The organism is Streptomyces sp. MA5143a, assembly GCF_900290235.1.
In the GTDB taxonomy this organism is placed as follows: domain Bacteria; phylum Actinomycetota; class Actinomycetes; order Streptomycetales; family Streptomycetaceae; genus Streptomyces.
This window is the reverse complement of the sequence record NZ_OLMK01000066.1, coordinates 87,219-105,879: the sequence shown is the minus strand read 5'-3', so window position 1 is coordinate 105,879 and position 18,661 is coordinate 87,219. Positions and strand designations below refer to the sequence as shown.

General features: G+C 74.3%; 17 protein-coding genes and 1 pseudogene. 9 read left to right on the top strand and 9 right to left on the bottom strand.

Annotation, left to right across the window (positions count from 1 at the left end; translation table 11 throughout):
- Positions 1–155: 155 nt before the first annotated feature.
- The 3 genes from SMA5143A_RS26650 to SMA5143A_RS26640 all read left to right on the top strand — a co-directional run bounded on the left by SMA5143A_RS26650 (position 156) and on the right by SMA5143A_RS26640 (position 5,461).
- Entirely contained in the window at positions 156–593 is a 438-nt protein-coding gene (locus SMA5143A_RS26650) for a DUF3052 family protein (protein ID WP_107465373.1), read from the top strand.
- Between the two features lie 201 nt (positions 594–794).
- Positions 795–1,730, top strand: a complete 936-nt coding sequence (locus SMA5143A_RS26645) for a glycosyltransferase family 2 protein (protein ID WP_107465372.1) — start codon at positions 795–797, stop codon at positions 1,728–1,730.
- 323 nt (positions 1,731–2,053) lie between these two features.
- Positions 2,054–5,461, top strand: a complete 3,408-nt coding sequence (locus tag SMA5143A_RS26640) for an AfsR/SARP family transcriptional regulator (RefSeq protein ID WP_107465371.1) — start codon at positions 2,054–2,056, stop codon at positions 5,459–5,461.
- A gap of 91 nt (positions 5,462–5,552) precedes the next feature.
- Here the strand turns inward: SMA5143A_RS26640 and SMA5143A_RS26635 are convergent, their stop codons facing one another.
- The 4 genes and pseudogenes from SMA5143A_RS26635 to SMA5143A_RS43480 form a co-directional block, all read right to left on the bottom strand.
- On the bottom strand, positions 5,553–7,259 hold the full coding sequence (locus SMA5143A_RS26635) for a bifunctional 3'-5' exonuclease/DNA polymerase (protein WP_107465370.1): 1,707 nt from the start codon (positions 7,257–7,259) through the stop codon (positions 5,553–5,555).
- Positions 7,260–7,429: 170 nt separating this feature from the next.
- Entirely contained in the window at positions 7,430–8,155 is a 726-nt protein-coding gene (locus SMA5143A_RS26630; RefSeq protein ID WP_107465369.1) for a Clp protease N-terminal domain-containing protein, read from the bottom strand.
- A gap of 73 nt (positions 8,156–8,228) precedes the next feature.
- Positions 8,229–10,358 carry an ABC transporter permease gene (locus tag SMA5143A_RS26625; protein WP_107465368.1) on the bottom strand — a complete coding sequence of 710 codons (2,130 nt, stop codon included), beginning with the start codon at positions 10,356–10,358 and terminating at the stop codon, positions 8,229–8,231.
- A gap of 425 nt (positions 10,359–10,783) precedes the next feature.
- A pseudogene (locus SMA5143A_RS43480) lies at positions 10,784–11,482 on the bottom strand (ABC transporter ATP-binding protein); the annotation flags it as partial.
- A 334-nt stretch (positions 11,483–11,816) separates the two neighbouring features.
- Here SMA5143A_RS43480 and SMA5143A_RS26615 point away from each other — a divergent pair.
- Positions 11,817–13,052 (top strand): DUF2786 domain-containing protein, encoded by a 1,236-nt coding sequence (locus tag SMA5143A_RS26615; protein WP_107465367.1) that lies wholly within the window; start codon positions 11,817–11,819, stop codon positions 13,050–13,052.
- Between the two features lie 73 nt (positions 13,053–13,125).
- On the opposite strand, the gene SMA5143A_RS26610 is transcribed toward SMA5143A_RS26615, so the two are convergent.
- From SMA5143A_RS26610 to rpmB, 4 genes are all read right to left on the bottom strand, one after another.
- Positions 13,126–13,701: a DUF4232 domain-containing protein gene (locus SMA5143A_RS26610; RefSeq protein WP_107465366.1), complete on the bottom strand. Its 576-nt coding sequence runs from the start codon at positions 13,699–13,701 to the stop codon at positions 13,126–13,128.
- Positions 13,702–13,811: 110 nt separating this feature from the next.
- Entirely contained in the window at positions 13,812–14,297 is a 486-nt protein-coding gene (locus SMA5143A_RS26605) for a hypothetical protein (RefSeq protein ID WP_258193764.1), read from the bottom strand.
- 235 nt (positions 14,298–14,532) lie between these two features.
- Positions 14,533–14,838, bottom strand: a complete 306-nt coding sequence (gene rpsN / locus SMA5143A_RS26600; RefSeq protein ID WP_107465364.1) for a 30S ribosomal protein S14 — start codon at positions 14,836–14,838, stop codon at positions 14,533–14,535.
- On the bottom strand, positions 14,838–15,074 hold the full coding sequence (rpmB, locus tag SMA5143A_RS26595; RefSeq protein ID WP_055520976.1) for a 50S ribosomal protein L28: 237 nt from the start codon (positions 15,072–15,074) through the stop codon (positions 14,838–14,840). Before rpmB ends, rpsN begins: the two co-directional genes overlap by 1 nt.
- Before the next feature lie 62 nt (positions 15,075–15,136).
- On the opposite strand from rpmB, the gene rpmG reads away from it, so the two are divergent.
- The 5 genes from rpmG to SMA5143A_RS26570 all read left to right on the top strand — a co-directional run bounded on the left by rpmG (position 15,137) and on the right by SMA5143A_RS26570 (position 17,727).
- Positions 15,137–15,301 (top strand): 50S ribosomal protein L33, encoded by a 165-nt coding sequence (gene rpmG, locus SMA5143A_RS26590; protein WP_055520975.1) that lies wholly within the window; start codon positions 15,137–15,139, stop codon positions 15,299–15,301.
- Positions 15,302–15,306: 5 nt separating this feature from the next.
- Positions 15,307–15,558 (top strand): type B 50S ribosomal protein L31, encoded by a 252-nt coding sequence (locus SMA5143A_RS26585; RefSeq protein ID WP_055520974.1) that lies wholly within the window; start codon positions 15,307–15,309, stop codon positions 15,556–15,558.
- A gap of 5 nt (positions 15,559–15,563) precedes the next feature.
- The gene (locus tag SMA5143A_RS26580) at positions 15,564–16,805 is read left to right on the top strand and encodes a CobW family GTP-binding protein (RefSeq protein WP_107465363.1); all 1,242 of its coding nucleotides are present in this window, start codon (positions 15,564–15,566) and stop codon (positions 16,803–16,805) included.
- Positions 16,806–16,808: 3 nt separating this feature from the next.
- Positions 16,809–17,042 carry a 30S ribosomal protein S18 gene (gene rpsR / locus SMA5143A_RS26575; RefSeq protein WP_107465362.1) on the top strand — a complete coding sequence of 78 codons (234 nt, stop codon included), beginning with the start codon at positions 16,809–16,811 and terminating at the stop codon, positions 17,040–17,042.
- Between the two features lie 418 nt (positions 17,043–17,460).
- Positions 17,461–17,727 (top strand): DUF397 domain-containing protein, encoded by a 267-nt coding sequence (locus SMA5143A_RS26570; protein WP_107465361.1) that lies wholly within the window; start codon positions 17,461–17,463, stop codon positions 17,725–17,727.
- A gap of 72 nt (positions 17,728–17,799) precedes the next feature.
- Here the strand turns inward: SMA5143A_RS26570 and SMA5143A_RS26565 are convergent, their stop codons facing one another.
- Entirely contained in the window at positions 17,800–18,294 is a 495-nt protein-coding gene (locus SMA5143A_RS26565; protein WP_258193763.1) for an ATP-binding protein, read from the bottom strand.
- Positions 18,295–18,661 lie beyond the last annotated feature (367 nt).

The window sequence follows — 18,661 nt, the reverse complement described above, 5'->3', positions numbered from 1 at the left end:
GGCAGACGACGCTACTTTCGCAACGCGCCCTAGCCCGGCACCCGCTCCTGACGTGCTCTCGTCGCCCCCGTCCGGCCCGCCCGGGTTGTGTCGGGGGCGCGGGTCTGTCATGCCGGAAGGGCACAGGTGTGTGTCTCCTACCTCGGAGGGCCGGCATGGGTGGTGGATCGGGTGGGGGCGGGTACTCCGGTACGCCGCTCGCCCAGAAGATCGGCGTCAGGGCCGGGCAGCGGGTGCGGCTGCTGCACGCGCCGGACGGATGGGAGATCCCGGGGCTGCCGGAGGGGTGCGACGTCGGCGAGGGCGGGCCACGGGGCGCCGATGTCGTCGTCGCGTTCTACCGGGCGCACGGCGATCTCGCCGCCGAGGGGCCGGGACTGGTCGCGGACCTCGCCGACCCGGCCATGCTCTGGATCGCCTGGCCCCGCAGGGCGGCCGGCCACAGCAGCGACATCACCGAGAACGCCCTCCGCGACCTCTTCCTCCCCCTCGGGGTCGTCGACGTGAAGGTCGCCGCCCTCGGCGACGACTGGTCGGGGCTCAAGTTCGTACGCCGGAGGGAGGAGCGGCGGGGCGGCGGCGGGAAGCGGTAGCGGCAAGCGCCGGCAGGAGTCGGGAGCCACCCGCCTCATTCCCCGCGCACCGCAGCCCCCATCCAGCCCACCCCCGGCACCCACCGCCATTCGCCGTCGGTAACCGCGTACTTGGGGCGTCCCTGAGAAGTCGTCGGCGTGAACGGCTAGCATCCGGCGGTAATCAGTCGGTCGGTCGCGGGGGCTCGTCGGCTGTCTCGGATGGTCGGTCGACGGGATGGGGTTGGTGTCGTGACGGACGCGGAGGAGGGGCCTCGGGTCGCCGTCGCCGTGGTGACGATGGGGAACAGGCCCGCCGAGGTGGACGCGCTGCTCGCGTCCGTGGCCAAGCAGGACCTGGCGCCCGCACGCATCGTCATCGTGGGCAACGGGTGCCCGCTGCCGGAGTTCGCCGAGCGCCTCGGCCTCCCCGGCGAGGTCACGCCGATCGAGGTGGACGAGAACCTCGGCTGCCCCGGAGGCCGCAACGTGGCCATCGAGCGGCTGCGCGCGTTCGGTGACGTCGACATCGTCGTCGAACTGGACGACGACGGACTGCTCGTCGACGCCGACGTCCTGCGCCGCGTCCGGGACCTGTACGTCGCCGAACCCCGCCTCGGCATCGTCGGTTTCCGTATCGCCGACGAGACCGGCGAGACCCAGCGGCGGCACGTGCCGAGGGTCGGGGCCAAGGACCCCCTGCGGGGCGGTCCGGTCACCGGCTTCCTCGGCGGCGGACACGCCCTCTCCATGGCCATGCTCCGCGAAACGGGCGACTGGGCCGCCGAGTTCTTCTTCGCGCACGAGGAGACGGACCTGGCGTGGCGGGCGATCGACGCCGGGTGGACCGTGCTCTACGCCCCCGAACTGCTTCTCCAGCACCCGAAGACATCGCCGGCCCGGCACGCCATCTACTACCGGGTCAACGCGCGCAATCGCGTCTGGCTGGCCCGCCGTCGGCTGCCGCTGCTCCTCATCCCCGTCCATCTGGGGGTGTGGGTCCTCATCACCCTGCTGCGGACCCGTTCCGGGGGCGGACTGCGCGCGTGGTTCGGCGGGTTCACGGAGGGCTGGCGCGAGTCGGGCGGCGAACGCCGCCCCATGCGCTGGCGCACCGTCTGGCGCCTCACCCGGCTGGGACGCCCGCCCATCCTGTAGCCCCGGCCGGCGGCGGCCGTCCGCCAGACGCTCGCGTACACACACGAATGCCCCGGTCGTTCACCTCCACCGACCGGGGCACCGCGCGTTTCCGGACCCGGCAGCGGCGGCGGCGCTCCCCCGAGCTACGCGTCGTCCGCGTGCGCCGTCGGCGCCGGATCCGATGAAGTGATCACATCAGGTCCCGCCAACGGATCGCTAACATGTGCCCAACGGTCCTACCGGGACCGCACGGAAGCCGTGGGAGAGTCGGCGCGGGCCGACGCGAGTCGCCGGGGGGCGCGGTCCGGTACGACGGCACGGGAAGGCAGCGGACGGACGCTATGCGGGACGGGCTGCGGTTCGGACTGCTGGGTCCGCCGGTGCTGTACGACGCCTCCGAGACGCCCGACGGCGACACCGCCCTCACCCCCGCCTCAGGTTCCCACCCACGCCCCGACCCCGGCCCCGACAACGATGGCAGTCCCGTCGGGGCGCACGGCGCCCCTGACGCCCGCCCCGGCCACCGCTACGCCCGCGCCGTACGCCCCGTCGGCAGCGGCAAGGTGCGCGCCCTCCTCGTCGCGCTGCTCCTCGAACCCGGCCGTGTCGTGTCCGTCGACGTGTTGAAGGACGTGCTGTGGGACGGGTCGCCGCCGCCGTCCGCGCAGGCGTCCCTCCAGAACCATGTGACCCGGCTGCGCAGGCTCCTCGACGACCCCGACCGGCTGCGCGCCGTACCGCCGGGCTATCTCCTGCGGGTCGACGAGGGCGAGTTGGACGTCCGGGTCTTCGAGGCGCGCGCCGCCGCCGCGCGGGCCGCGCACGCCGCCCAGGACTGGGCCCGTACCGTCCGCGAGGCCACCGTCGCGCTCGACCTCTGGCGCGGCACTCCGCTCGGCGGCCTGCCCGCCGGGGACTTCGGCGCACACGCCTTCGTCCAGCGCCTGGAGGAGGCCCGACTGCTCCTCCTCGAACGCCGCTACGACGCCGAACTCCACCTCGCGCGCGGCGCCGCCGACAGCGCCGACGGCACCGTGGGCCATGGAGGCCCGGCGGTCGCCCATGGGGAGGCGCACGCCCTCACCGCCCTCGCCCCCGAACTCGCCGCCCTGGTCGCCGAGCACCCCCTGCGGGAGGCCTTCCACCGCCTCCTCATGCTCGTCCTGCACCGCACCGGCCGGCAGGCCGAGGCCCTCGCCGTGCACCGCGACCTCCGCGACCGGCTCCGCGACGAACTCGGGGTGGACCCCGGCCCCGCCGTACGCGAGGCCCATCTGGAGATCCTCCGGGAGGGCGAGGACACACCCCCGGGGCCGCCGACCACCGACCCGCCCGCCCCCGGGCCCCCACGCCCGGCTCAACTTCCGCCTCCACCCGCCCATTTCACGGGCCGTCGCCGAGTCCTGGCCGAGCTGCGCGCCGCGCTCGCCGTCACCACGCCGGCCCGCGACCACGGCGGACGGGAGACCACGCGGCCCGCCGCCCGCGAACCGCGCCCACCGGGCGGCCACGGCCCCGGGCACGCCCCCTCCCGTGCCGCGCGCCGCCCGGCGGCCGCGGAACCCGTCGTGATCAGCGGCATGGCCGGTGTCGGCAAGAGCGCCCTCGCCCTCCACCTCGCCCATGAACTGGCCGACCGCTTCCCGGACGGCCAGCTGTACGTCAACCTGCGCGGCGCGACCCCGGGCATGACGCCCCTGACGTCGGCCCAGGCCCTCGCCGCTCTCCTCCGCGACCTCGGCACCGACCCGCGCCGTGTCCCGGAACACCCGGACGCGGCCGCCGCGTTGCTCCGCTCGACGCTCGCGCCGACCCGCACGCTGATGGTGCTGGACGACGCCGCGCACGCCGCGCAGGTACGCCCGCTGCTGCCGGCCGGCGCCGGGTGCGCGGTGATCGTGACGAGCCGTTCTTCGCTCACCGCGCTGGACGGCGCCCATCGCTTCCCGCTCACCCCGCTGTCGGACGACGAGAGCGCCGCGCTGCTGCGCGCCGCGTCCGGACGCGCGGCCGGGCTCGACGCCGCGCACCCCCTCGTCGCCCTGACGGGGCGGCTCCCGCTCGCCCTCCGTGTCGTCGCGGCCCGCCTCGCCGCCCGCCGCGCACTCACCCCGGACGCGCTCGCGGGCCAACTGGCCGCCACCGAGAGCCGGTTGCACCACCTCGAGTACGACGACCTGAGCGTCCGCCGCTCCCTGGCCGTCGCCCACGAGGCCCTGCGCGCCTCCGACCGGGAGGCCGACGGCGACGCCGCGCACGTCCTCCACCTCATCGGCGCCCTCGACCTGCCCGCCTACGGCGCCCCCCTCCTCGCCCGCCTGGCCGGCACCGACGAACGCCGCGCCGAGGCCGCCCTCGACCGCCTCGTCGACGTCGCCCTGCTGGAGGAGACGACCTACGGCCGCTACGTCCCCCACGACCTCGTCCGCCACTTCGCCCGCGAACTCGCCGACACGGCCCGGACCGACACGGCCCGGACCGACACGGCCCGGACCGACACAGCTCGGACAGGCGCGGCCCGCTCCGGCACGGCTCGCCCGGGTACGGCCCGTACCGGTACACCCAAGCCCGGTGCGGCCGACGGGACGACAGCCCCGGCCGGCCCGAGGACCGGGTCCACCGCCGGTGGCGAGACCGCAGAAGCCCTCCGCTGGTATGCCGCCCGGGCCCGGGAGAGCCTGCTGGTGCTGCTCCCGCCGGGTCATGAACGCGACGAACGGCTCCGTACGACCCCGACGGAACCGGCGCCGACCGCCACGGAACCCTTCGCCTCCGCCGAGGAGGCCTTCGCCTGGGGCGACCGCGAACTCCCCAACATCGTCGCCCTCGTAGAGCGCTGCTCCCTTGAGCCCGGCGGTGACGGCGGGACGGCGGCGTACGCGCCCGCCCTCGTCCGCCACCTCTTCCCGTACCTCCACCGGGGCGGCCGGCTCGCCGAGCTGGATGTGCTCGGGGGCTACGCCCTGGATGTGGCGCGGTCGCTGGGGGACGACGAGGCCGAGGCGTTCGCGCTGACCGACCGGGCCGGGCTGCACTTCATGTCCGGCCGCGCCTCGGACGCGCTCGACCTCAACGACCAGGGACTGACCCTGTGGCGGAAGCTCGGCGTCGTGTCGTGCGTACGGCGGTGCCTCAACAACCGGGGGCTCGTGCTGGAGAGCCTCGGCCGGTACGAGGAGAGCGAGGAGGCGCTCCGGGAGAGCCTGGAGCTGTCCCGGCAGCTCGGCGACCCGTACGGCGAGGCCGTCACCTTCAGCCACCTCGGCAACCTGGTCAAACACACCGACGCGCGGGCCGCCATCGCCCACCACGAGCGGAGTCTCGCCCTCGGCGAGATCGCCGACAGCGTCGTCGTACGGCACACCGCGCACTGCAACATCGGCTACGTCCACCTCAGGCTCGGCGAACCGGCCGCCGCCGTCCGCAGCTTCGAGCAGAGCCTGCGGGTCCTCGGCGACGACGAGGACTGGCAGGGCGAGTCCAAGACGCGGCTCGGTCTGGTCCGGGCCCTGCGCGAACTGGGGCAGGCCGACCGGGCCGAGCGCGAGTGCGCCCTCCTCCTCGAATTCGCCGTGTGCCGCGCCGACCAGTACGCCGTCGGCCTCGCCCGCCACCAGCGGGGCCTGCTCCTGCGGGCCGGCGGGCGCACCGAGGAGGCGCGCGACGAATGGCGGCGCGCCCTGGCCGTACTCGACGGCACGGAGTCGACGGTGACGGGCGAACTGCGCCGCCTGCTGGGGGAGGAGTGACAAGAGTGACAAGTGACAGAGTGGCAGGAGTGAGAGCGGCGGGAGCAGTGAGGGGAAGCGTCTTCGGTCGGTGGCTCCTTCCGCCCCGCCGCTACTTCGCGTCGGCATAGCACTCCACCACCGCCGTCGTGAACGGGAACCGCACCGGTGTCTCCCCGAACGTCAGCCGCCCCGACAGCTGAGACGCCTCCCGGATGGCGGCCACCACCGCGTCCGCCTCCTCGGCCGGGCAGTGCACGATCACCTCGTCGTGCTGGAAGAAGACCAGCTCGGCGGCCATCCCGGCGAGGGTGCGGCGCAGCGCGGCGAGGAGCAGCAGGGTCCAGTCGGCGGCGCTGCCCTGGACGACGAAGTTTCGGGCGAAGCGGCCGCGGGCGCGGGAGTTGGTGGAGGCGTACCCGGGCACCCACTCGGTCGTCTGCTCCTGGTCGCCGCCGTCCGGCGCGATCTCGGCCTGGGGGATGCCCGCCTCCTCGCCCGCCGCGTCGGAGGCCCCGGCCGCCGGCGGGCACGTACGCCCCAGCCAGGTCCGCACCAGCCGGCCCTCCTCGCCGGCTCGGGCCGCGTCGTCGACGTACTGGACGGCCCTGGGGAAGCGGCGGCGCAGCGCGGCGAGGTTCTTGAGGCCGTCCCCGGACGTCTGTCCGTACACGGCGCCGAGGACGGCGAGCTTGGCCTGGTCGCGGTCGCCGGAGAAGGCGCGGTCGGAGACGGCCTGGTAGAGGTCGGTGCCGCGTCCGGCGACCTCCATGAGCCCCGGATCGCGGGAGATCGCGGCGAGGACGCGGGGCTCCATCTGGTCGGCGTCGGCGACGACGAGGCGCCAGCCGGGGTCGGCGACACAGGCGCGGCGGATCACCTTCGGGATCTGCAACGCGCCCCCGCCGTTGGTGACCCACCGGCCGGTGACGGTGCCGTGAGCGAGGAACTCGGGCCGGAAGCGGCCGTCCCGCACCCAGTCCTGGAGCCAGGACCAGCCGTGCGCGACCCAGATGCGGTACAGCCGCTTGTACTCCAGGAGCGGCTTCACGGCGGGGTGGTCGAGGGCCTCGATCTCCCAGCGCCGGGTGGAGCGGATCCGGATGCCCGCCTGCCCGAACGCCTTGACGACGTCGGCCGGCAGATCGGGCCGCACGCGGCGGCCGAACGCCTGTGACACCTCGTCGGCCAGCTCGGCCAGCCGGCGCGGCTCGCCGCCGCCCGCGTACCGCTCGCCGAGCATCTCGTGCAGGACCTGGCGGTGGACGTCCGCCCGCCAGGGCATTCCGGCGCGGTTCAGTTCGGCGGCGACGAGCATCCCGGCCGACTCGGCGGCGGTCAGCAGCCGCATCCGGTCCGGGTGGGCGGTGGTGCCGTGCCGTCGCTGCTGGTCCGCGTAGACCTCGATGAGATCGGTGAGGGGGACGTGGACGGGGCGCGGCTCGAAGAGGGACGGCTGGGCGCCGGGTTCCGCGGAGCGGAGCGGCGGGTCCGGGGGGACCGGGGCGCGGCGCAGGCGGGCGAGGGCGGCGGCCGCGGAGCGGGGTTCGCCGAGACGGCCCTCGTGCCCGAGGAGCAGGGTCTCGGCGTCCTCGATGTCGTAGCACCGCTCGACGCGGACGCCTTCGGCGAGCAGCCGGGGGTAGATCTCGGCGGTGGCCCGCCACACCCACCGCCCGACGTCCGGCTCCCGCCGCCGCACGGCCTCCACGAGGTCCGGCTCCCTTGTCACGGGTCCGGCGGGCAGCCCGTCCGGGCCGAGGGGGGCGAGCTCGACGCCGCCGTCCTCGGTCGGAGCGAGAGCCCACCGGTCGGTCATGGGGTGAGTGTCGCAGGGGGGTCTGACAACCGGCGCCCAATAGCTCGGGGGCCACTGTTGTCGTGCGGGGTGCGGGTGGTACGTGGTTTCTCGCGCAGTTCCCCGCGCCCCTGAAAAGCGACCGGGGCTGCGCCCCGTGCTTTTCAGCCGGTCGCACCCGGAAACGGCCCCTAACCCTGCCCCTCCGTCACCGCCCGCAGCGCCCGCGCCACGTCCTCCTCTGTCGCCGTCTTCGTGATGCCCAGACCGCTCAGGACGCCCTCCCCGTTCTCGAACTCCAGGAGCGCGAGGAGGAGGTGCTCGGTGCCGACGTAGTTGTGGCCCAGGCGGAGCGCCTCGCGGAACGTGAGTTCGAGGACCTTCTTGGCGTCGGAGCCGTACGGGATCAGCTCGGGCACCTCGTCCACGGCCGGCGGCAGCGCGGCCGTGGCCGCCTCCCGTACCGCCTCCGGTGACACGCCCTGCGCGACGATCGCCTTGGCCGCGAGCCCCTCCGGCTCGGCGAGGAGGCCGAGGACGAGGTGGGCGGGCAGGCCCTCGGGGTTCCCGGCGGCCTTGGCCTCGCCGTGCGCGACCATGACCGCGTTGCGGGCCCGCGGGGTGTAGCGGGCGAAGCCCTGCTCGGGGTCGAGGTCGGCCTCGGCCTTCGGCACGAACCGCTTCTGCGCCGCCTGCCGGGTCACGCCCATGCTCTTGCCGATCTCGGTCCAGGACGCGCCGGAGCGTCGCGCCTGGTCCACGAAGTGGCCGATCAGGTGGTCGGCCACGTCTCCGAGGTGGTCCGCGGCGATCACCGCGTCCTGGAGCTGGTCGAGCGGTTCCGGGTGGATCTTCTTGATGGCCTCGATGAGGTCGTCGAGACGCACGGAGGCCGTGACTCGCGGGTTCGTCGTCATGTGTCAACCGTAGGTTGACAGGGGAGGGGTGTCAACCCGAAGTTGACACCCCTCCTGGTGGGCCTGCGACTCCCTAGAAGGCCCCCAGCCAGATCCCCACCGGCGCCCCCAGCAGTCCCAGCGCCCCCGCCAGCCCCGCCAGATTGACCGCGGAGACCGCCGCGCCGAGCACGGCGCCCACCGCCATCGCGGCCAGGGCCTCACCCGCGACCACCAGCCGGACCTGCCCCCGCGTGGCGCCCGCCAGCCGCAGCGACCGCAGCTCCGCCCCACGTGCCGACGTGGCCATGAGCAGCGTCCCGGCCAGCGCGATCCCCGCGTACAGCAGCGCGATGCCCAGCACCACGAAGAGTCCGAGCCGGGTCCGGGCCCCGCCCTGCGGCCGGTTGGCCTCCAGCCACTCCCCGGCGGACCGCACCCGTCCGCCGGCCCCGGACTCCCGCAGGGCCGCACCGACCGCCTCGCGGTCCGCGCCGCCCCGGACCCGTATCTCGACCCGGTCCACCCCGGCGCCGCCGGCGTTCGCGGCGGTCACGTACGCCCCGTTGTCGCCGGTCCCACGGGCGAGCACCGCCACGATCCGCAGCCGTACGGGGCGCCCGTCGCCGAGCCAGACCCGCACCGACCGGCCCACCTCGGGCCGCTCCCACTCCTCGTTCACGACGATGGAACGGTCGTCGAGGTCCCGTACGTCACCGGCGACCACCGGCAGCCGCGACACCGCCGCGAACGCCGCCACATCCGTCACCGCCCGCGCGTCGGTCCGGACGAGCGCGGTCCGCTCCTCTTTGACGTACACCGCGGTGGAAGCCGACGCGGACACCACCGACGTGCCCGGACCGACCGCCCCTCGCGACCCGGCCGCCACCGCGTCGGCCCCGCTCGCCCCGCCGGACCCGTACCGCCCGGACCACTCGCCCAGCCTGCCCGCCGGGCCGGTCACCACGAAGTCCGCCCGCGTCCTGGCCTCCGCCTCCGCCGCCTTCGCCCCGGCCACCGTCGCCGAGGAGCCCAGCAGCGAGCCCGCCAGCGCCACGGTCACCAGGACCGGGGCCGCGACGGCGGCGGTGCGCCGTACGGACGTGGCCGCGTTCTCGCGGACCAGCAGACCCACGGCACCGGGCAGCGCCGCGCCCATCAGCCGTACGAGGGGCCCGACGAGCAGGGGGGCGAGCGCCGCGACCGCGGTGATCAGCAGCATCGGCTGCGTGGTGTACGTCTTCCGCTTCAGCAGCTCCGCCGGGTCCGTGCCCCATCTCCAGGCCAGCAGCCCCAGTCCGGCCGCCAGCAGGGCGACACCGGTCACCCGGCGCGACCGGGGCAGCACCGCCGTGTCCACGGACGCCTCCCGCAACGCCTCGACGGGACCGATCCGCCCGGCCCGCCGCGCGGCGACCCACGCCCCCGCGAACGCCACCGACACACCCGTCCAGAACGCCACCTGGTAGGGCCACACGACCGAGCCCGGCAGGGCGAACCACGGCGGCGCCACCCCGCCCGCCACCAGCTCCCGGATCAGCACGGGCGCGCCCCACCTGCCCAGCGCGCACCCGGCCGCCGACGCCGTGACCCCGACCGCCAGCGCCTCCCCGAGCAGCAGCCGCCGCACCTGTCCCGGCGTCGCGCCCGCCATCCGCAGCAGCCCGAACTCCCGTCGGCGCAGCGCCACGACGAAGGCGAAGGTCGACGCCGTCACGAACACCGACACGAACGCGGTGACCCCGGCGGCCGTGCCCAGCAGCGAGTTGACGGCGACCAGCGCCTCCGCGTCCCGCTCGTACGACGGGTCGACCCGCCGCCGGTCGTCCCCGGTCAGCACCCGTGCCCGCTCGCCGACGACGGCCCGTACCTCCGCGACGGGCGCGTCCACCCCGACGGCGTCCCGGGCCGCCGTGCCGTCGGTCCGCACCGGCCCCAGCTTCCGGAGCTCGGCGAGCAGTCGGTCGTCCACAGGGTGTGGACGAGCCAGCTTCTTCGACACCCGTGCCGTACCGGACCCCCGCTCCACCTCCACCGTGAGCGTGTCGATGCCCGCCACCACGACGGGGGAGGAGGCGAACCGCTCGGGTTCGCGCACCGGCGGGTCCAGGGTCGCCGCGACCCCCAACCCCATGACCGCCACCACGCCCACCCCGAGCGCGACGGCCACGAACGACCCCACCAGCGCGGCCCACCGCGCCCGCAACGACGCCAGACTCAGCACGACGACCTCCCCGAGACCGCGCCCGCCGTACCCGCCGCGCCCGCCGTACCCGCCGCGCCCGCCGTACCCGCCGCGCCCGCCGTACCCGCCGCACCCGCCGCGCCCGCCGTACCCGCCGCGCCCGCCGTACCCGCCGCACCCGCCGCACCCGCCGTACCCGCCACGCCCGCCGTACCCGCCGCACCCGCCGTACCCGCCACGCCCGCCGTACCCGCCGCGCCCGCCGTACCCGCCGAGTCGGCCATTCCCGCACTGCCTGCCGCACCTGCCGCGCCTGCCGCGTCGGCCATACCCGCACTGCCCGCCGCACCCGCCGCACCTGCCGCGCCCGCCGTACCTGCCGCGTCGGCCATACCCGCACTGCCCGCCGCACCTGCCGCGCCCGCCACTCCAGCCGCCGGACCCGACCCGCTCGTCCCGGCGCCGCGCTCCAACCCCGCCATGTGCGCCGCCACCGTCTCCGCCGACGGCGCGGTCAGCTCGCCGCTCACCCGTCCGTCGACAAGGAACACCACCCGGTCCGCGTAGGACGCGGCCACCGGGTCGTGCGTGACCATGACCGTGGTCTGCCCCTCCCGGTCCACCAGGTCGCGCAGCAGTCCGAGCACCTCGCGGCTGGTGGTGGTGTCGAGCGCGCCCGTCGGCTCGTCGCCGAACAGCACCGCGGGCCGGGTGATCAGCGCCCGTGCCAGCGCCACCCGCTGCTGCTGCCCGCCGGACAGCTCGGCCGGCCGGTGCCCGGCCCGCTCACCGAGCCCCACCCGGTCGAGCGCCGCCCGCACCGCGCCCCGCGACGGCCGCCGCCCGGCGAGCCGCAGCGGCAGGGCGACGTTCTGGGCGGCGGTCAGCGAAGGGAGCAGGTTGAAGCTCTGGAAGACGAAGCCGATCCGGTCCCGCCGCAACAGCGTCAGCCGCCGCTCGCCCAGCCCGCCCAGCTCGACCCCGTCGACCCGCACCGTCCCGTCCGACGGCCGGTCCAGCCCCGCCGCACACTGCAACAGCGTCGACTTGCCCGACCCCGACGGCCCCATCACCGCCGTGAAGGTCCCCGCGGCGAAGTCGAGATCCACCCCGTCCAGCGCGACGACATCCCCGTACACCCGTCGCAGGCGCCGCACCCGCACGGCCGCCGAGCCCTCTGCGGCCGACGCTCCTCCCGACACCCCGGCCGCAGCCGGCGCCTCCGGCGCCCCTGACGTCCCGTACGTTCCCGCCGACCGCCTCAGCCACGGCCGCCTCAGCCACCCCGGCCGCCTCAGCCATTCCGGCCGCCTCGGCCATTCCGGCCGTCCCGGTCGCGCCGCGCTCCGGGGCGCCCCCGACGTGCCCGTTTCCTCTGTCCTGGTCATGCCTCCAAGCGAACCGTCCGCGGTCCGCCCGCACACGACCACTGGGGGGCGTCCCGAGGTAGGGCCGGCACTACCTCCGCCCCGTCCAGGCCATGACACGATCGAACACGTGAGTACGACCAGCACGGTGGAGCGCGCCTTCGAGGCGGCCCTCTACGCCGACACCGACGCCGCCCTCGACACCGGCGCCTCCCTGCTCGCCGCCGACCCCGCGACCGACGCGGAGGTGGCCCGGCGGGGCCGGGAGTTCGTCGCCGGCGCCTGGCGACGCGGCTGGCAGCCCGCCGACGTCGTACGCCTGGTCCGGCGCGACCTGGACGACGCCCACGTACGGCTGGCCGCGCGCCTCGTCGTCGACGAGCACGAGGAGGCGCGGGACGACGAGCACCGGAACGGGCGGGAACCCGGCGGTGGACGACGGCAGCCCCCGAGCCCCCGGTGGGCCGCCCAACTGGACGAGGCGCGGGCCCTCGCCGACCCCGGGCCCGCGGCCGAGAGCGGGCCGCGCGGCGACCGCTTCTCGCGGGCGACCACCGCGCTGGAGCTGTACCGCCTGCTCCTGCGTCTGCCCACCCTGGAACCCCTCGACCGCCCCAGGGACACCGGCGTGCCCCTGTCCCACCACCCCGAGTCCCGGATGCTCACCCGGATCCGCGCCCTCCTCGCCAAGGCGGAGGCCACCGACTTCCCCGAGGAGGCGGAGGCACTCAGCGCGAAGGCGCAGGAGCTGATGGCCCGGCACAGCATCGACGAGGCACTGCTGGCGGCCCGCACGCACGCGAAGGACACGCCCGGCGCCTGCCGGATCGGGGTGGACGCGCCGTACGAGACGGCCAAGGCGGTGCTCCTCGACGCAGTCGCCCGCGCGAACCGCTGCGAGGCCGTGTGGAACGAGTCCCTCGGCTTCTCCACGGTCGTCGGCTTCGAGGCGGACCTGGAGTCGGTCGAGCTGCTCTACACCTCGCTCCTCGTCCAGGCCACCACCGCGATGACGAAGGCGGAGGCGGCCCAGCGCAAGGGCGGCCGCAAACGGACCAAGACCTTCCGGCAGTCGTTCCTGGCCGCCTACGCCCACCGGATAGGCGACCGGCTGGCGGCCGCCGCCGAGGCCGAGGTCGAGCGGACCGAGCGAACCGAGCGAACCGAGGGCGAGGGCACCCCGGAACAGGACCTGCTGCCCGTGCTCGCCGCCCGCGGCGTCGCCGTCCGCGACCGGTTCACCCGGATGTTCCCGGACACCGTCACCACCCGCGTACGAGGCGTCAGCGACGCCGCCGGCTGGCAACAGGGCGCCGAGGCGGCCGACCGCGCCCAGGTCAAAGCTCGGCCCCGGCTGCCGTCATGAGCGCGTCGGGGCGCCCCGTCCGTACGGCCGGCCGCCGCCGGTCACCGCTCGGTTCGCCCCACGGCGTCGCCGCTCAGTCGCCCACCGGCGTGAACGGCCCCACCGTCGCGTCCAGCGTGCCGCCCGACTGGAGGGCGACCTCCGCGTCCGGCCAGTCGTAGGTGTGGGCCTTCTTCTCGCCCGGCAGGCTGAAGCTCAGCTTCCGCACGTCGGCGCTCTTCTGCGCGTCCCCGGACACCCCGCGCACGTAGGCGATGGTGAAGGTGACCGACTGGCCCTCGGCGAGGGTCATCTCGGCGTCCTTCGCCGCGCCCTCCTGCGGCGCGAGCGGCCAGGACTTCCCGCCGGCGAGCAGTTCGACATGGGCGAGGCCCTTCACCGTGCAGGGGGCACCGCTCTTGTTGGTGACGGTGACCGGCACGGCGCCCTCGTCCCCGGCGGCCGGCGCGGCACTGCTCGGCCCCACCTCGAACGCGGCCCCGGCGGCGACGCACGCGGAGCCCGAGCCCGCCGCCTTCCCGTCGCCGGAGGGGGACGCGGTGGTGGTCTTGCCCCCGTCGCCGCCGTCACCCCCGTCGTTCCCGCCGCAGGCGGTCAGTGTGAGAGCCGCGAGGAGCGCGGCGGCGATGGCGGTCGGAGCGGTACGCATGGAGTTCCCGAGAGTTCGTGGCTGTCGCAGCCTGTGCTGGTGTGAAGGGACGAACGGGCCGCGGAACCCGCTGGTTCCACGGCCCGCCCGCCCCCATGAGTCGGAAGGTCCTAGGACCCCGAGGCGGCCGTGGGCAGGTCCGTCGGGAGGCCCGAGGGGAGCGCGCCCTCGGTCTTCTGGAAGGTCTCCTTGCCGACCTTGCCCTCCCACGTGACCGTGAGGGACTTGGAGTCCACCGAGTCGACCATGCCGGAGGTGCGGTCCTTGGTGCCGTCGGTGCACTTCAGCTCGATCATCCGCATGTTCGCCTCGTCGGAGACCTTGCCGCTGCACACCGTGCCGCCGACGACGAACAGCGCGGCCTCGTCGCCGGTCACGAACAGGGCGACCGGCTTGCCGCCCGTCGTGGCGAGCCAGTTGCCCTGGAGCTTCTTGTCGCCGCCGGTGGAGCCACCGGAGTCGGTGCCGCCGTCGGCCGTGTCCGTCGCCGTGGGGGTTGCCTTCGGTTCCTTCGCCGCGGAGTCGCCGTCGTCGCTGCTGCACCCGGTCAGCACGAGCGCGGCCGCCAGCCCGGCGGCCGCGGCTCCGGCCCGCACGCGCCGGCGGGTCGACCCCCTCGTCGCGGTCCTTGCCGTCAAAGCCGTAGTCACTGAGGTCTCCCCAAGGTATGGCCGGATCCGGTCGCCGCGGCGACAGCGGCAAGCTACCAGGAGTGCGTGGGCGCCGGTCCGCCGGGAACTGTGAGAACCCCGCGAACCGTTGACGACGACCCACTCGCGCCCCCAGCCCGCGCCCCCCGCCCCCGCACGCCGCCCGCGACCGCTCCTCCCGTCACCAGGACGACTTGCACACCCCCGGCAGATACCCGGCGTGCGCCTGCTCCCGCAGGCTGACGCGGGACAGGCCGAACGCCCGGAAGTAGCCGCGCGGCCTGCCGTCCACACCGTCCCGGTTGCGGACGCGCGTCGCGCTCGCGTCACGCGGCTGCCGCGCCAGCTCCCGCCGCGCCGCCAGCCGTTCGGCGTCCGTGGAGGACGGCCGTCGGATGATCTCCTTCAGCTCGGCGCGCCGCGCGGCGTACCGGGCGACGATCTCCTGCCGCTTGTCGTTCTTCGCGATCTTGCTCTTCTTCGCCATCAGACCCGTACCCCCCGGGCGCGGATCCGCGCGACGGCGGCCTCGACGCCGATGACGTCCACGGTCTTGATCCCCTTCGCGCTCAGCCGGAGCCGCACGTACCGGTTCTCGCCCGGCAGCCAGTACCGCTTGGACTGGATGTTGGGGTCGAAGCGGCGGGACGTGCGCCGGTGGGAGTGCGAGATCCGGTTGCCGAAGCCCGGCTGGGCGCCGGTCAGCATGCAGTGGGCGGACAAGGGTGACGCACCTCTCTCTGCTCGGTGATGTAAATGGAATTCATTTTCAGTAAGATACCAGCATGGCACGCAACGAACTCCGCCCGGTCGTCAAGCTCCGGTCCACGGCCGGTACGGGCTACACGTACGTCACCCGCAAGAACCGCCGGAACGACCCCGACCGGCTGACCCTGCGCAAGTACGACCCGATGGCGGGCCGTCACGTCGACTTCCGAGAGGAGCGCTGACCGCGATGAAGAAGGACATCCACCCCTCGTACGGGCCCGTCGTCTTCCGGGACCGCGCCGCGAACCACGCCTTCCTCACCCGCTCGACGATGACGAGCGAGAAGACGATCGAATGGGAGGACGGCCACACGTACCCGGTGGTCGACGTCGAGATCTCGAACGTCAGCCACCCCTTCTACACGGGCACCGCGCGCGTGCTGGACACGGCGGGCCGCGTGGAGAAGTTCGAGAAGCGGTACGGGAAGAAGCGGGGCTGACCGACGTGACCCAGCTGTCTGTCGCGATCGTCGGCGGGCTCCACGCCGACGCCCGGCGGGCCGCCGTCGAGGCGCTGCTCGCCGGGGTCCCGGGCAGCGTCGCGCTGCACCACGACCTGTCCACCGCCGTCGACGGCACGGTCCTGCGGACGATCCGGGACGCCGGGGGCCTCGTCTCCACCGGCGAGACCCCGCTCGTCAACGACTGCGCCTGCTGCGCCCTGCGCGAGGACCTCGTCCCCGAGCTGGAGCGCCTCGCCGGGGCGGGCCTCACCCGCCTCGCGGTGGTCGAACTGTGGGACTCGGTCGAACCCAAGGCCATGGCCGAGGTCGTCGCGGCGAGCGGTCTGCCGCTGACCTCGGTGATCACGGCGGTCGACCCCGCCCTCCTGCTGCCCTACCTCGGCAACGGCGACGACCTCGCCGAGACCGGCCTGGCCGCGGCCCCGACCGACGAACGCACCGTTGCCGACACCTTCGCCCGTCAACTGGAGTACGCCCCCGTCCTCGCCGTACTCGACTCACAGGAGGCGGACGACGAGGACAGAGCCCTCCTCGCCCAACTCCACCCGACGGCGCTGCGGGTGCCCATCGGGGAACGGGGCGGTGTGCTCGAAGGGGCCGCAGGCCCTGAGAGGGGCGCGGGGAACTGCGCGACCGGCCACGACGCACCCGCACCCGGCAGCTCCCAGCAGGCCTCACGGCGCTCCCCGGCCCTGCTCGCGGCAGCGCTCGCCGGGTTCGACGTGGACGCCGCCGCCGCGGCCCAGCACCCCGCCTGCGCCCTCCTCCCCACCGACGCCGACGAACACGGCGTCACCACCCTCGTCTGGCACCGCCACCGCCCCTTCCACCCGGAGCGCCTGTACGCGGCCCTGGAGGACCTGTGCTGCGCGGCCGCCCGCAGCCGGGGCAGGTTCTGGCTGGCCGAACGCCCCGACACCCTGCTGCACTGGGACGCCGCCGGCGGCGCGCTGTGCGTGGAGTCGGCCGGGCCCTGGCTCGCCTCGCTGCCGGACGCGGCCTGGGACCTGGTGCCCCCGGTCCGCCGCGCGGCCGCCGCGCTCGACTGGCACCCGGAGCACGGCGACCGCTGCCAGCACCTGGTCTTCACCTCGCCGGGCCTGGACCGCGACGGACTCGAACGACTGCTGGAGTCCTGCCTGCTCACCGACGCCGAGTACGCCGCCGGGCGTGAAGCCTGGCAACGGCTGCCGCGCCCCTTCGACACCTTCCTGGAGGTCTGACCCATGGCCCGCAAGCCCGAGCGGAAGCCCACCAAGTCCCGCCCCAACCCTCTGGACCAGGCCGGGATCACCTACATCGACTACAAGGACACCGACCTGCTGCGCCGGTTCATCTCCGACCGCGGCAAGATCCGCAGCCGCCGCGTCACCCGGGTCTCCGCCCAGCAGCAGCGGCAGCTGGCCCGCGCGATCAAGAACGCCCGGGAGATGGCGCTCCTGCCGTACTCCTCGCGATGAGCGCGTCCCGCTGATCCACCCCCCACCCCGTATCCACCACCCCCCACCCGGCCCCCGGCGAGGACCCACCACCTCGCCGGGGCCGCTTCTTTTCCGCCAATCTGTGCGATCCGGAATCCCGCCGTCGACGGGCCGCCGTGAACCACCGGGGGCCGCGCCACGTACGGAGAAGTGAAGACGTGACGTGCGAAAGGGAACAGGAACGCCCCAGGACGCGTCTCTCAAGTGCCCCGGTGCTGTAATCGCCGCACCACCCCTCGTGCACGTGCATCTGACCGTGCATGCGCAGGTGCATCAGCTCATGCAACAGCACGTGAACGAAGCTATGATCCGGGGCAGTTGACTACTGCAACAACTCTGGCCACACCAGTGCCAAGGCGCATCGAGCGCACCACTGCACCACCCCGGGGAGCGACCTGTGGACCACGACGTGTACGGCGTGGATGACGTGTACAACGGCATGGCCGCGACGGAGCTGACCGAGCTCCACGCGGTGGCCTGGCAGAAGAGCCGGCACAGCAACTCGCAGGGGAACTGCGTGGAGTTCGCGCGGCTGCCCGGCGGTGACGTGGCGGTGCGGAACTCCCGGTTCCCGGACGGGCCCGCGCTCGTCTACACCCGCGCCGAGATCGAGGCGATGCTGCTGGGTGTGAAGGACGGCGAGTTCGACCACCTGATCCGCTGACGCCTGCTCAGGGACGGCCGTCCGGTGGTGTGACACGCGTAGAACCGCGGCGCGGAAGTGCGCCGCGGTTCGTCAGCGGTCCGAGGGGCCGTCACTCGCGGGCGGTACGAGGAACAGCGCCCACACCACCTTGCCGCTGAGCGTGCCGGCCAGCGGATGCCAGCCCCAGCTGTCCGCGAAGGAGTCGACCAGGAACAGTCCGCGTCCCGACTCCGCCGAGAAGTCCTCCGAGTCCCGTGCGACGGGGCTGTCGTGGCTGGGGTCGCGCACCGCGCACACCAGCCGCTCGGTCCAGCGCATCAGATGCAGCCGTACGGGAGGTTCCTGGGCGGGGCGGTGCCCGTTGACCGAGGGCAGGCCGTGCCGCAGCGCGTTGGTGACGAGCTCCGAGACCACGAGACAGATGTCGTCGAACCGCTCGCCCATGTGCCACTGGTCGAGCGTGCCCCGGGTGAACTGCCGTGCCTCGCGCACCGCTTCGTAACGGGGCGGGAGCGCACAGGACGCGGCGTCGGACACGGTCGCGGGATCGAGAGGCGGAAGTCCCTGCCGTAAGGGTTCGAGCATGGTCGATCCATTCGTCCCCATGCGAGGCACTCCCGAGTGTTCGCGGTCGTAGCGATGCAGCGGTGCGCGGGACCATGGTTTCGGATGCGTACAGCAGATGCAAGGGCAGATGCACGTGCACGCGCCCGGAATGGACCCGGCGGTACCGGTTCCTGGACATTTCTTCTGTCACCCTGTTCCCGGAAACCGGGCCCGGACCGACGACTTGCCGGTGGTTTTCGGCGACCTCCACCGACTCTCCACCTCATCTTCGACCGCCCTTCGAGTTCTTGGCGCTCCCGGCCCCTCCTCGCCCCACCCGCCCCAGGGGTTGAAGACTTTCCATTTCTGTAACCGGACGAGTGCGGATCGGAGTGGTTTAGTGGCA